Source organism: Rhizobium sp. BK289, assembly GCF_014193575.1.
GTDB lineage: Bacteria > Pseudomonadota > Alphaproteobacteria > Rhizobiales > Rhizobiaceae > Rhizobium > Rhizobium tropici_C.
In genome coordinates this window covers 213,040-226,590 of the sequence record NZ_JACHZO010000007.1, presented here as the reverse complement: position 1 = coordinate 226,590, position 13,551 = coordinate 213,040, and the positions used below count along the sequence as shown (strand labels likewise).

At 60.4% G+C, this 13,551-nt stretch carries 15 protein-coding genes; 1 reads left to right on the top strand and 14 read right to left on the bottom strand.

Going from position 1 to position 13,551, the window contains the following annotated elements; all coding sequences use genetic code 11:
* Window positions 1–11 precede the first annotated feature (11 nt).
* The 5 genes from FHT84_RS15835 to FHT84_RS15815 are packed head-to-tail and all read right to left on the bottom strand — an operon-like array spanning window position 12 to window position 7,321.
* Window positions 12–3,086, bottom strand: coding sequence for a phage tail protein (locus FHT84_RS15835; RefSeq protein WP_183763027.1), 3,075 nt, complete (start codon window positions 3,084–3,086; stop codon window positions 12–14).
* Between the two features lie 3 nt (window positions 3,087–3,089).
* Window positions 3,090–3,515: a hypothetical protein gene (locus FHT84_RS15830; protein WP_183763030.1), complete on the bottom strand. Its 426-nt coding sequence runs from the start codon at window positions 3,513–3,515 to the stop codon at window positions 3,090–3,092.
* Entirely contained in the window at window positions 3,512–4,135 is a 624-nt protein-coding gene (locus FHT84_RS15825; protein ID WP_183763033.1) for a hypothetical protein, read from the bottom strand. Before FHT84_RS15825 ends, FHT84_RS15830 begins: the two co-directional genes overlap by 4 nt.
* 1 nt (window position 4,136) lies before the next feature.
* A complete protein-coding gene (locus FHT84_RS15820; protein WP_183763036.1) occupies window positions 4,137–4,802 on the bottom strand; it encodes a hypothetical protein in 666 nt (221 codons plus the stop codon).
* Window positions 4,799–7,321, bottom strand: a complete 2,523-nt coding sequence (locus FHT84_RS15815) for a phage tail length tape measure family protein (RefSeq protein WP_183763038.1) — start codon at window positions 7,319–7,321, stop codon at window positions 4,799–4,801. The genes FHT84_RS15820 and FHT84_RS15815 overlap by 4 nt, the downstream gene beginning before the upstream one ends.
* Before the next feature lie 54 nt (window positions 7,322–7,375).
* Between FHT84_RS15815 and FHT84_RS15810 the strand changes: the two genes are divergently transcribed.
* Window positions 7,376–7,684 (top strand): hypothetical protein, encoded by a 309-nt coding sequence (locus FHT84_RS15810; RefSeq protein ID WP_183763040.1) that lies wholly within the window; start codon window positions 7,376–7,378, stop codon window positions 7,682–7,684.
* Window positions 7,685–7,687: 3 nt separating this feature from the next.
* Here the strand turns inward: FHT84_RS15810 and FHT84_RS15805 are convergent, their stop codons facing one another.
* The 9 genes from FHT84_RS15805 to FHT84_RS15765 all read right to left on the bottom strand — a co-directional run bounded on the left by FHT84_RS15805 (window position 7,688) and on the right by FHT84_RS15765 (window position 13,534).
* A complete protein-coding gene (locus tag FHT84_RS15805) occupies window positions 7,688–7,984 on the bottom strand; it encodes a hypothetical protein (protein ID WP_183763043.1) in 297 nt (98 codons plus the stop codon).
* A 23-nt stretch (window positions 7,985–8,007) separates the two neighbouring features.
* Window positions 8,008–8,427 carry a hypothetical protein gene (locus FHT84_RS15800; RefSeq protein WP_183763046.1) on the bottom strand — a complete coding sequence of 140 codons (420 nt, stop codon included), beginning with the start codon at window positions 8,425–8,427 and terminating at the stop codon, window positions 8,008–8,010.
* A 24-nt stretch (window positions 8,428–8,451) separates the two neighbouring features.
* The gene (locus FHT84_RS15795) at window positions 8,452–9,930 is read right to left on the bottom strand and encodes a phage tail tube protein (protein WP_183763049.1); all 1,479 of its coding nucleotides are present in this window, start codon (window positions 9,928–9,930) and stop codon (window positions 8,452–8,454) included.
* 41 nt (window positions 9,931–9,971) lie between these two features.
* Window positions 9,972–10,382, bottom strand: coding sequence for a hypothetical protein (locus FHT84_RS15790; RefSeq protein WP_183763052.1), 411 nt, complete (start codon window positions 10,380–10,382; stop codon window positions 9,972–9,974).
* Window positions 10,382–11,059: a hypothetical protein gene (locus FHT84_RS15785; RefSeq protein ID WP_183763055.1), complete on the bottom strand. Its 678-nt coding sequence runs from the start codon at window positions 11,057–11,059 to the stop codon at window positions 10,382–10,384. Before FHT84_RS15785 ends, FHT84_RS15790 begins: the two co-directional genes overlap by 1 nt.
* Complete coding sequence (locus tag FHT84_RS15780) at window positions 11,059–11,439, bottom strand: hypothetical protein (protein WP_183763058.1); 381 nt, start codon at window positions 11,437–11,439, stop codon at window positions 11,059–11,061. The genes FHT84_RS15785 and FHT84_RS15780 overlap by 1 nt, the downstream gene beginning before the upstream one ends.
* Window positions 11,397–12,038 (bottom strand): hypothetical protein, encoded by a 642-nt coding sequence (locus FHT84_RS15775; RefSeq protein ID WP_183763061.1) that lies wholly within the window; start codon window positions 12,036–12,038, stop codon window positions 11,397–11,399. Before FHT84_RS15775 ends, FHT84_RS15780 begins: the two co-directional genes overlap by 43 nt.
* Window positions 12,039–12,040: 2 nt before the next feature.
* The gene (locus tag FHT84_RS15770; protein WP_183763064.1) at window positions 12,041–12,241 is read right to left on the bottom strand and encodes a hypothetical protein; all 201 of its coding nucleotides are present in this window, start codon (window positions 12,239–12,241) and stop codon (window positions 12,041–12,043) included.
* Between the two features lie 72 nt (window positions 12,242–12,313).
* Window positions 12,314–13,534, bottom strand: a complete 1,221-nt coding sequence (locus FHT84_RS15765) for a phage major capsid protein (protein ID WP_246698546.1) — start codon at window positions 13,532–13,534, stop codon at window positions 12,314–12,316.
* Window positions 13,535–13,551: the final 17 nt, after the last annotated feature.

Below are 13,551 nucleotides of genomic sequence, written 5' to 3'. Positions count from 1 at the left end.
AAGTGTTGCCCTTACCGTTTCCACCAGAGCTGATTGATTGTCGCGGTGATGTTCTGCGCGCCAGCCTGGCCGCGAATGGAGTATTGATAGTTGCCCTGCGCGCCCGGTCTCGGCTCGATAATCATGGATTGCACGCTATCGGTCCTGCTGCTGCCAGCTGCCGGGACGACAATGGTCAGGCCCGCGATTTCCGCGCCGGTGGTATCGTTGACCAGCCGCACGCGGATCGTGCTACCGCCGCCGCCAACGCCTTGTACTGTGAACTGGAAAAAGTAGGACGTCAGAACAGCGGTCGGATTTGGGTTGCTGATGACCCACGGCGCACCGACCACACTCTCATTGCCCGGGGGCGTGGTGCCTGTCCTGGTATTTGAAGCCGACGATGCGATCGAGTCGTAACCGAGGTTGGACGTGCCGACGACCAGAGAGCCGATGTTCGCGGTCGTCGCGACGAAATTGTTGACGACCGCGCTCTGGATCTGCGCCCAGGTGATCGTCGCGTTGACGATATCGGCCCATTCAACCTTGACGCCCTGCAGCTTCAGCACGCCGCCCTGAAACACCAGCGGCAGGTACGATGTCCCTATATCGTCCGGATTGAGAACACTGAACTGGCCCGCCAGTACCGAGAAGCGCGACTTCTGCACCCCGCCCACGGTATAGATCTCAAGGAACATGCCGCTTTCGACATAGGCATTCGCGGTCGATGTTCGGAGCGCGATCGAGAAGCGGGCATTGACGCCGGTCTGGTCGGCGGCGACCGAGAATTTCACCAGGCCTTGCGCCGAGAGATCGCCAACTGTGGCAGAAAGCGAGGTCGCCTGCGCGGCCGCAGCATTGGCAATGCCGGAAACGGCGGCAAGCTCGACATCCACTTCCGCCTTGTTGTCGGCGACGGTCGCCGTGAGGGTCGTGACCTGACTGACTGCCGCATTGGCCGCATCGGCGACGACCTGAATATTTTCGCTGAACGTCGCGTTGCTCTGCCCGACCGATGCCACGAGGTTGCGGTGCGCGCTGTCCAGAACGGCATCCGACAGCTGCGTGTCGATCATCAGCTGCTCGACAAGCGGTCGCACGTCCAGCAGCTCCTGCTGCAGGTCCTTGAAGCGATTGAGAATGTCGTTCTTGACGTGCTGCAGATCGACGAGCAGATCCGTGACGACAACATTCGGCGTCGTGACCGGCAACCACTCGGACCATTCGGTAACGCGGTTGCCGGACGGAATGAACCGGCCGCGCGCCTCGAAGTTCTCGTTACCCTTGAAGCCGGAATTTATGATCCAGCTATAGGGCGCCTCGTAGCGGGTACTGTCGCTGTCGAACTGGATGACGCCGGTCGCGGCCACGCGCACTTGCACCCACACGCGGACGACATCATCCTGATCCGGCGCGCAGCTGATCTTGATCGACGGACGCCACGGCACGCCGGCACTGTCATTGATCGTTGCGGGCTCGACGGTCCAGCCATACATGGGCTGGGGCGGAGGTACGATCGGGCCGACCCAGCCCGTCGCGGTCGGCAGCTGCTGGCTCGGGTTCCAGTCGTAGTCAGATGGATCGATTTCCTTGATCGTGACCAGCACGAGGAAATTGCTTTGCGGCACGGCTTTGACGACAAGGAATTTCTTGTTCGTATAACCGTTGCGGGCCGACGACCAGGCAACGCAATCATTCGGCTCCAGCGGATAGGCATCCGGTGGCAGATAGATCTGATGCACCCGAAAGCGGCGATAGTCCAGAATCATCGCCTGGCCGACGCGCTGCACCTGATTGGGATAGGGCGCTGCCGGCAGCTCGACCGGTACCGGCAGGCGTCGGCCACCATCTTCCGCCTCCAGAGCCGGAGAGTAGCGGCCAGGCGCATCCTTCGTCGCCCATTTTTCCGCAGGCTCCGGATAGGTCGCCTCTATGGCGTTATAGGTATCCTGCAGCTGCGGAAAGGGTTCGAAATCCTGTTCCTTCGTGACGACGATATCGTTATCCGAATAGGAATAGACGGCAGCTCCCGGAACGCCGACAAGGATCTTGAAGATGCCGCCGACCTCGGCCATGTGGGCATTGGCGACTTTCAGCAGCTCGTTGATCGTATCAAGCGCTGTCTGATCGCAATGAACCTCGTAGCCGGCGCGATAGGCCGGCTCCGTGCCGCCGCCACTCAGCGAGACGGCGATATCGCAGGCATTGGCGCCGGCAATCCAGCTGGACGGCGGCAGGGCAAAGGCCGCCAGGTTCTGGCCGCCATAGAGCCAGTCGCTGCCATAATAGATGCCGCGCACGAGATTGTAGATCATGACGGCCGGATTGATGGACGGCTCCCATGTGGACGGCGTGTTCCAGCGGTGCGAACCGGACCCGCCGTTGGTGCTATCCTTGCGCACGTCATAAAGCTTGATCGATCCGACTTCGAACAGCCAGTTCGGCAGGCCGGAGAACAGATCGGTATTGTAGCGCGCGGTGACCACGACATAGGGGCAGCCATAACCGATCATCGTCGCCTTGAACGGGCGATCAGGATCCGTGCCGAACTTGGCGCGCACGAAGGCATCCGCCGTCGCCTGCGTGCCGTCGACGAACTTGATCCAGAGATAATCCTTACCATTGACGCGATATTCCGCGACCGGATAGCCACGTCCATCAGCGGCCGGCTCAGCCCACAGGATGGTGCAGTGGCGATCATCGGCCCACATGCCGTTGAGACCGGAAACCGGCAGATTGCCAAGCTCGACGACGTCGGTCAGGTAGGCATTCGGCGTCTTGCCGTCCTCACCCCATGTGCCGATATATTTGCGGCGGCCGGCCGTGGCATAGTTGCCGAGCGTGAAGGACATGGGCTGATCGTCGCCCATGCTGATCTGCAGCTTGACGCCTGTCTGCGTCTGCGCCGTGCTGGTCTTCTTCTGCATCGCCTTGGCGATCAGCGAGACGCCGAAGTTGATGGCGACGGTGACCAGCAGCTTGCCGATGACGCTGCCAAGCGCGAACTTGGCAATCACACCGATCGCGGCCGCCACCGGAGCGGCAAGCGCCGGGTCCGCCATCAGCCAAATGCTGAGGACGTTCAGGAATAAGGATATGAGCTTCATCGATCAGCCGACCCGGAAGGCCCTTGTTGCGTCGAGCAGATCGACGGTTCCCAATCCATCTTCACGCAGCACGAAAATACGCTCGCCATTGACGACGCCGAGCGCGAAGCCGAAGGGCGACTCCACAGGGATCGCCGCAACATCGCCGATGCGCGCAGCACTCGGATGGATCTCCGGCAGCATGGCGGCGACCATATCGCCAAGGTTTTTGAACTTGGCTTCCTTCATCAGGGCGAGCGCTTCAGCGGCGGTGGAATAGCTGCCGCGCCATTGAGCGGCGCAATCGACGCCGGTCAGCGCCAGCACGAGATTGCCGGCAAGGCCTGGACCGCAGTCATGCGCGCCCCAAGCGAACGGCGTATGCTTCAGGCGATCGACCTCGGCTGCGAAGCGGGCGCGCCAGTTAGGCAGGCGAACAAGCTCGATCATCCCTTTTGCCCCCAATTGATGGTCCAATTCGCGATGGTGCTGGAATAGAGGCCCCATTCATCGCCGTTGCGGCGCTTCTGGCCCTCGTAGCTGCTCTTGACGGTGTTCGGCCGGTCGAGCATCGAGATTGCCGCAGACACGCATTTGATGGTGATATCGCCCTCATTTCCCACCGACGGCGTCTTGATCGGCGCGCCATCGACCAGGCCGAGGAAGGCGATTTCCGGCGCCGAGACTGGCTGGCGGGACGCGATGTCGAAAGCCATGTCATGGATCTCGACGGCGGCCAGGCGCAGATCGTAACCCCTGACCAGTTGCTGTGCGGCCGTGGCGATCTGGCTGAGCTTGATGCTGACGGTCTGGACCGTCAGATCCGATGTGCGGGCGATCTCGCCGACCGAAAGGTTGCTTGCACCATAATAGGTGCGCGCCTCCGGCAGGCCGGTGACGCCCGAGATCACCGATATGTTGATATCCTCGTCTCCGGTCCATATGCCGAGCGATACCGGCGCGCCGGTATCGAGCGCCTTGGCGGTGAACCAGACGAATTGACGCGGCACGAGGGCGCTATCGCGCGCTCCTGACAGAGCCGCGAGAAATGCTGATGATGTGTTCTTCATGCTATTTCTTCTGGATGACCTTGAATGTCAGGCCCGTGGTGACGCCGCCGCCATTGCTGCCGCCCGCCGTACCGGGATTGGCGCTACCCGGAACAATGACGCATTTGCAGGCCGGCTTGATCAGCGTCACGGCGAGATCGGCGACGATGCCCGTGGGCACGAACGGAAAGACGCCGAAGCTCGCTGTCACACCAGCGCCGTTCGCCGCGACCGTTTCCGACACTTCAAGGAAGGCGTAACGCATCGGATTGGCACCATAGGCGATCTGCATCTTGTCACCGACCGTCAGGACATAATTCGCGGGCAGCCCCTTGAGCGCCAAGGTATCGAAGTTGCCGCCGACGGAAGAGACCTTGACGGCCGATGCACCCAGCGTCACGCCGCCGATATCGGCCTGCGGATACTGCGACAGCGGATCATAGAGGAAGAGTGCTTCCTGTGCGCCGTGCAGCTTGCGGATGCGAGCCGCGATCTGCTTTGCCGCCTGGTTCAGCATCGGCACGAGCGTTACCGTGCCAGTCCAGAGCGGCGGCGCCAGTTCGGCCTGCCAGATGCGGCCATCGCCTATCCCGCTCAGCTCGTCATTGCGCTGGACATCCCAAACGACACTGGCGATCTTGAGCAGATCCGCGAAGGCGGAAAGCGAATAGGGATAAATGACGGTCATCGGCGCCTCGGATGCAGATTGATCTGCGCGACGCGATCCGGCATCTGCTGATCATATTGTGATATGCCGTCCTGCACCGCGGAACCGGCCTCTGTCTGCGCCACATCTTTCACATAGGCGCGGAACCCTTCATCCTGATCGAAGGTGACGCCAACGGACACATGCACGCCGCCAATGCTGGAGCCGCCGGAAGAGCGATTGTCATTACTTGGCGCGCTGACACCGAGCCTTCCGGACGCATCGCGCCGGAGCGGCATGATGGCTTCCGGACCCGCTTCGCCCATCAGGCCTGTGCCATTGGCGAAGGGGAACAGTGTCGGGCGCGTGACGATGCTGTTGCTGAAGACACCGCCATTGGCGAAGAGGCCGAGGCCTGACGTCGGCGCCGGAGGGAAGGCCGAAGAGCCGCCGAGGCCGAGCAGGCTGCCGAGGCCAGACAGGATACCGCCGCCTCCCGAGGACGATGCGGCACTGTTGACCCGAAAGAGACTGTTCAGCACGTCATTGAGCAGCATATCGGAGATCTTCGTGAGAACGCTGGTCGCGGCATCGCCAAGAGATTTCCAGAGGCCTTCGCCCTGCCGCAGGCCATTCGCCAAGGTGGAGGCGAAATCGCCGGCCAGGTCGCGCGAAAGCTTCAGCTGCTCATTGGAGCGGATCAGCTGCGCCTCATAGGAATTGAGGTTTTCCGGCAAACCGTACTGCTGCAGGGTGGAGGCGACCGTCTGATCGAGCGACGAACGGCCCAACTGCCGCTGCTGGAAAGCAATATCCTGGCCGAGCTTGGCCGAAGCCGCCGCAGTCGCCGCCGCCCTGTAGGATTCCGCCAGCTTGTCGATTTCGGCCCGCTGCGCGGCAGTGACCGTGCGGCCCTTGTCCGTGGCATCCTGCAGGATCTTAAGCTTGAAGCTCAGCGTCTCGGCGGCGATGCCCGTCTGGCCTGCTGTCTGAGCTTCCTGCTGCATCTGCTGAATGCGGTCATTAGCGTTCTTGATGACATCGCGATAGGCATTCTTGGCCGACTGCGCCGCCCGGTCGATCTTGTCAGCACCGGGGAGGCCTTCAAGTTCGATGTTGGGGCGCTTTTCTGGCGTCGGCGGCGGCGCGTATTTGCCGTCACCCATATCGACCAGCGGGTTTTGATCCGAAATCCGCTGCAGGGCAGCCTGGTACGCATTATAAGCGTCATCCTTCTGCTCGCGCGTCGTCGCCCGGTTTACCGCTGTCTCATATAGTTTGTCCGCTTGCTCGGTATCGGTCAGGGAAGGCAGACTGAGATTTTGCAGGCCTCTTATCGCTTCAGTCAGCTGAGCGATACCATTCACTTGCGCTGCAGCCGTTCCGCCAATGGTCGACAACTGCGCCCGCATCATGGGAAGCGACGTTACGGCCTTTAACGTTTCGTCGTCGAGCGTACGAAGGCGATCAGCAAGCTTCTTTTGCGAGTCAGAGGCTTCGTTGCTGATGACGATCTGCGAAAGGTCATTCCGGTACGCCAACAGATCAGGCCGGCTAGCGTTAATGGAATTCCTCAAATTATTCATCGCCGCCCGAAATTTGTCGAGGGTATCGATTGGACCGGCAAAGTCTGACATCGGAAGGCTGAGAATTTCGCGCAGCTTGCTTTGCGCCGCACTCGAAACGATCTCCTGCGTCGCTTTCAATGTCTGCGTGCTGTTCGCGGTGAGAACAGCACGACTCTCAGATCCGTATTCCTTCAACCCTTCAGCCGCTACGCCGTAGGCATCCTTGATAGCCCTCACGTTCGCGGCATGCTGCGCAAGTAAACCTTCGACCTTTTTCGACTGATCGGCCGTCGAGCTGAAATACTGAATGGCAGCCGCAGTCAGGCCCGTAAGGCCGATTGTGACGAGAGAAACGGGATTGATGAGGCTCAGGAATGCCGAGCCGAGCGTCTTTACGGCACCAGCCGCGCCAGTCTCGCCGAAGATCGAGGCCAACTGCGGACCCTGCTGTAGCGCAACGGTGAATGGCGACGATCCGAGCGCAGCCGTCGAAAAGATGTCCTGCAGCTGATAAGCAACATTCGTCGTCTGAAAGTTGCTAGTTGGTTTGGCATTTTGGTTTGCAGGGACGATGCTATTCTGTTGCTTGAGTTTGGCATTTGCGGCTTCTACAGCCTGCGCCAACTCTACCTGACCGCGCTCCATCAAAGAGGCTGCGTCGGCCGTCAGCTGATACTTTCTGTAGATGCCGTCCAGGATCGAGCTGACCTGACTAAGAGGCACTGCACCACGTTCGATACCTCTACCGAGTGTCGTGATCGCGCTCTCGAAACGCTGCGCATTGGCGGCACCGTCAACATACTGACGACGAAGCCGTGTCAGGAGGTCACCGCTCTGGCTGATCTTTGTATTGGTCGCGGTCAGCGCCTCGCCGACCGCGACACTCGATGCGGCACCTTCCTTATCAGCGGCCACCTTGGCGGACATGCCGGCTGTGTACTTGCTGGAATCCACTTCAGCGCCGACGCGCAATGAGGACAGAGCAACAACCACGACTATTTACCTTTCATCTGTGTTCGGTATTGTCTCGCCGATTGGAGAGAGAACATGCGACAACTCATTTTCGCGATAGGTTGCTGCGTCTTGGCAGCCGCGCCAGCGATGGCATTTACCGTAGCGGACGGCACTGAGAAGGGTCTTGATCAGGCGGCAATGACGGTCTTGGCAGACACAATGTTGGTTCAATTCGCAGACCCGTCATCGGTCCAGCTGGCGAAGCTTTATCAGCCGGAACCCGGCATCATTTGTGGGCTGGTAAATGCAAAGAACCGCCAGGGTGGATACGCGGGCTTCATGCCGTTCAAATTCTTCTCAAGTCGAGGAAAAATCTACCTCGGTGATGCGGCGCGCTGCTGAGTGTCACTGCTCCGTCTTCTCAGCCGCAAACTTGATCCATTCCGCGTCGATCGCCTGCAGGAAGCGACGAAACTGCGCGAATTCCTCGCCTCTGATCTCGTGATCTTCAGCAAAGCGACTCATGGCGACGTAGCTGATCGGAGCTTCGCCGCCGAAAGCTCCATAAAAGCGATCGAACCGCAGATCTTCCCAAGCCCTGAAATAGAGGCCATGCCAGGGCTCCGGCTTGGCTTCATCCGGAGCAACCTTCAGCTGAATGAAGGCCGCTTCCTCCGGGTTTTCGGCGGCGAGATCCGCCAACCAGTCGTTATTGCCTTCCTCTGTCAGCCGCCAGCGGAAGGCGCTTCGGAGTTTTTTACTGCAGCATCCACGAACTCGACATTCACCTCTGCAATCTTCCGCGCGCACCAATCCACCGCATTGCGCAAGTCGCGATGGGCGACATCCGTCAGAGCCTCAAGCGCCACCTCTTCGGAATAGGCAGCGTCAAAGCCCTTCCAGTCATGCAGGATGTGCTGGCAATAGAGCTGCCCAATGCCGCGCACCATTTCCGGATCGTTCGGCCCGACCGGCTTATTGCGAGCCGCCATCTTCTTCAGAAAGAGATCGCGTTCGGTCACGAACGGCTCGGACAGAGTGGAGCTAACCTTGAAGGCGACGCCGGGCAAATCTGGATAGTCAATCCAGTCGCCCTTGGCTTCGCGCGCCAGATCGGCTTTGAGGGATGCGAGTTTCACAACCATTGTATCGTTCCGTTTCGTTGAAAATCAGACTTCGAAATATTCCAGGCGATCCATCAGGATATGCGCCGAGGTCAGCGGATCCTTGGAGGCCTTGGCGGTGATCGGCAGCATGGAGTCCTGGTTTTTGCCCGGCGCGTTGGTGCTGCCGCCCGTCATCGTCATGCGCGGGACGGCGGTAATCAGCGCCTGGTTATCCTTCGCAATGCGCAGGTTGAGATTGGTGACGGCCGAGTTGAACAGCCTGGTCAGCAGATCGAGCGAACCGAAATAGGTCTGCAGGCTGATGGCCACGTCGCAGCTGCCCGTGCCGATATCGACCGCGCCCACCTTCCCATCGTTGCGAATGGCATCGAGCATGCGCAGGTTGTTGTTGATGGTGATGCCGGCCGATTTAACGAAGTTCGGGCCGCCGACCGCGACGCCATTCTCGGCGATGCGGCCGACGCTGACGGCGGAATCCATGCTGCGGTTCGTGGTCACCGGATCAGGCGTATCGTCGAGCGATACGGTCGTCGCCTCGCCAGTCATGCCGCTGAAGGTGAGGACATATTTGGCGATGGCCCTGCTCTCATAGGTGAACTCGCCCTGACCGACGACCATGCCGCGCTGGATGATGTAGGAGGGTTCGGCCTGACCCATCCAGCCGCGCTCGATCGTCTGGCTGAGCGTGGTCGTGCCGTTCTTCAGCCTGTCACCGAAGAAGATGCGGATGGTTTTGCCAGCACCCGCATCGGCGGCCCAGCCTGTCGGCAGATTGTCGAGCGTGAGCTTGCCTGCGGCGATGGCGACGATGCGCGCCCAGCCGTTCGTCGCGGCGGTTGCGAAACGGAAATTGGCGCCTGTGCCACCAACCTTGATCCACTGGCCTACAGCGAGGCCGAGCGTGGTGAAATCGAGCGCGGTCGCGGTAAGACCATCGGCGACGGCGGCGATATCGCCGGCCACGCCCTGCGCGCCGACGACCTTGACGCGCGCGGTGGCCGGAGGCGCCGCCTCATCCGTCAACTGTGCCGCACCTACGGCCGGGACCGTGGCCGAGCCAGCGGTAATGCGGAAGAGGCCATTATTGCCTGCCTGCGCGAAGCCGGAGAGGCGCACGAGATGGCCGAGAACGAAGGCGGCGCCGGCCGTCACGGCGATGACACCGGTCGAGGCCGTGACGCCGGTAATGACGCTGGCCGCCGTGCCGTCATTGTCACGCGAGGGTGTATTGACCCACGGGTTGAAGAAGAGGCTTTCGAGAAACTGCGACAGCGGCGAGCCATCCACCGGATAAGAAATCTCGCCGTTGACCGGACCCTGATTGGTCTCGTCGACCTTGATCGGATCGGAATTCATGCGGTCGTCGCGGATCTCTTCGGAGTCGATGAAGACCGGCTCATAGGCCAAGGTCTCACCGGTAAAGCGATGGCCGCGCATGCGCGGCGTTGGCGTCGGCGTGACGCCGAGCGAAGTTTCCCGCACGGTGGTCATGCGGACGCGATTGGTATCACTACCAGCCATGGTCTTTCTCCATCAGGGTAAGGGCCGATTACGGCCGGGTGCTAGAAATCGCGGCGCCAGTCGATCGTCGCGGTCATGCGGAAGTAGGCGCCGGTCGTATCGCCTGCACTGCCGGCGCCGATCGATCCGGTTTCGAAAATGATGTCGCCGATCTCCTGCCCACGGAAGAGATCGAGGAACTGCACAGCATATCGCCGGGCTTCCCGCGTGCCGGAGCCGCGCGGCGTCATGAAATGGGCCTGGATCTGCCCCTCTTCACGCCAGAGGTTCGAACGCACCGTTTCGGCACCGATCGAGGCTTGCTCGTAGATATCGCCGAAGATCTCGACCAGAACCCAGAGCGTCGGCGTTTCGGGCAGCGTGAAGCCATCATTCTCGAAAGCCAGCGTCGGGCCGGACCATGCGGGAACCAGATAATCATGGATGGCGTCATAGGCTTCCAGGCTGGACATCAATGCACCATGTTCAACACGAGGGCTGGATAGGTGAGCGGCTGACCGGCTTCGGTATCCTTGCGGCGGCTCCGCGCTCGACCTGACTTGCTGACCACAACACTGCGCTGGTGGCCCTTCAGAATGTAAGGGATCAGCGGATGCACGCCGCCTTCGATATCCAGGAAGGTGACCTGGCAGCTGATGAGCTGCTGGGTGTATTTGGCGAGCAGTGCCTTACGGGCCTGCTCGAAAATGCGCGGCGGAACGCTCATCTTCATGGCGCCGACCTGAATCTTGCGGACATAGGGCTGCGCATTGGTGATGATGACTTCCGAACCGGGCTCGATATCGGAAAAGTCCGTCACCAGGCGCCCGTTGACGATGACAATGAAGGATTTCACGAAGCGGCCTGTCTTCGTCGGGCTGACTGCGATCAGGGCGGCAAGCGCATCCTGTATGATCGACTGCCACCACGAGAACACATAGACGATGGGACCTGGCGCCTTGACGCTTTCCTCAACCGCGCCCTCGCGGCCGTTGACGAAGCGCGAATACGCAGACGTGCCCTGTTTGCTCTGTATGACGCGCGCAAGCTCGGAGCGGGCGAACTTGGCGAGGGCAGTCGATATTGCCTCTTCCGACAGGCCTGCGGTGGCGATCTTGATATCGCGATCGAATGTCTCGAACTTCGCCATCAGTCTTCCACCGTCAGCTCTATGCGGACCACGATATCGTTGAGGGCGATATGGTCGAATTCGACGATCGTGCGCGTCTGGCCGGCGACTGTCGCCCAATCGCCCTTCCGAGGCAGCGGCGCGGGCCACGCTGCGAAATCGGTCGGCGACAGGACGATGGTGCTCGTGCGCTGCAGAATCCCGCTCTCGCCGGAAATATCCGTCGCCCTGTCGCCGCGCACGAAGCCTTTCGCAGAGACGGAGGCGGCCGGCGCATCCGGATTGCCGCGCATGACAGTGACCGTCTTGCCGTGCTGCGCGAGTTGGCGATCGAGCATGGCGATGGCAACATCCGGCGTCACAGCACTGGCACCCATAGCCTGGCGAGCAGTCGCTCGCATGTTTTTTCCACGATGGCGCTGACGCGATCCTGGTCGAGGTAATTCGTGGCGCCGACGCCTTCGACAGTCTCGGAGCGCACGGCGAAATCACTCGCCTGCAGGCGCATGAGATCCTGAACACAGAGAATGATCGTCTGCCTTGCCCGCTCCGGAACCGAACCATTGCCGGTAGATCCGCCGTACCCAGCATCGTACCGGATGCGAATGGCATCCGGAGCGTCGGCGACGGCAGGAAAGATGAAGTCCGAATTGAACCAGACCGCATCGTCAAAGACCTTGTAGCTTACCGGGTCGACTGTCTGGACCGCTAAATCAAGGTCAAGATATTTCACGGTCACCGCATTCGCGATGACGGGCAGATAGGGCAACGCGATTGCGCGCGAAGGAAATGACTTCGCAGAGCAGTCCTTGGGGCGCCCCAAGGTCAATTCCAGCGTCTGCTTTCCGAGCGAGCGTCCAAGCCATCCGCCAGGACCGTCGATATCTTCCGTGACGGCCGCGATCATGGCTACGATCGTGGCGTCATCGGCGGCATGACCGCCAGGAATATCTGCCGGCGTCACGATCGGGGCCGGAGGCGTGATGACTTGGACAGGCATGGTTAGCCCTTCTGCTCTTCGTCGGCTTTAACTTCGTCGATCTCGACGGCCGCGCCGAGCTCGATGAGGCGTTCCGCTTCCGTCTGATCCAGATCGACAACCGAGGCTGGAGGCAGCGAACCATCCTTGCCACTGAGGAAGGACAGCAACTTGACGCGCTTCGTTGCGACGGCTTCGCCATCGCCTTTCTTTTCATTTGCCATGGTCATGTTCCTTGTTTCGACATCAGGAAGAAATCGGGCCGTCAGTCGACAACCCGAATAAGCCCTTGTTTGTTAGGAGGCACCGTTGACGAAGGTCTTCACAGCCCCGCCAATGTCGGTGAAGTTACCGCCCGAACGCATCCATGCGAGGAAACCAACCTGGCCCTTCTTGGTGTAGGCGGAGTCGGTGAACCGGAACATCTGGATCGCCATGACATCGCGGATCTTGTACTTGTTGAAGTCACCGAATGCGATGGACTTGGCGCTAGCAGCCATGGATGCGACGCTCTGGTTGACTTGGATCGGCGATCCAAGCAGGCGATCGGGCGCGCCACCAGGATTGCCGCTTTCATAGCCCGGAACAAAGATCGGGCGCTGCTGACCATCCTTGATCTTGCGAACGATGCGCACCGTGTCGTCGTTCATCATGAACCGGCAATCGCCGCCCTCACGATAGGCGGGATCGACCGAATGCTGCAGGTCGACCAGGCTATCATAGGTGACGCTCGTCACCTGAGAAGAGCCGTTCGCCGCCGTCACACCGATCGGAGCCGCAACCATGATACCGTTGGGCTGGGCCACACCTGTGCCGACAGTGAAGTGACGATTGGTGACGCGGCCGAGGCGCGTGACGAGGCGCCCGCGAACGAAGGCCTCGATATCAACGCTGCTATCCTGCAGCAGCTCCCACGGCACGGTAACCACCTTGGACGAATACTTGTAGACCGGAAGGCCGGTGGTGCCGAAACTGACATCAGCATCCGTCGCCGCCGTATTTTCCGGGACAATTTCACCTTCTTCCGAGGTGCCATCGGAGGTCGGGAACGTCATCGGGTTACCGGAGGCTGTCTGAATGACATCGGCGACGGCGCGCATGCCTCCGTAAGCCTTTAGAGCCTCAAGAACGGAAGTTGCGACTTCGGTGGCAACCGTATAACCGCCTTCGCTCGGCGTCGTGGTGGACATCGTGTTGCGCACGATCTCCCAATCCTCTGCCGTCAGGGCCTTATCGCCATTACGCAGCCATTTGGCGTAAACGGCGGCGCCTGCCGATTTCTGGTCTTTGCCGGCACGCTCGGAGGCCTCGATAACGCCATTGTTCAGCGTTTCGCGGGCAACCTTCTCGTTCATGTCGGAAATGCGCTTGATATGAGCATCGATCTCGTCGATTTCCTGCATACCGGCGTCATAAACCGGCTGGTCCTTTTCCGGATTCCAGTCGGTCTTGTTCACCAGTTCATTGAGCGCCTTAGCCTTAGCCGCGCGCTTTTCCCTCAATGCCTGTAGAGACATCGTCATATCCTTTCGGT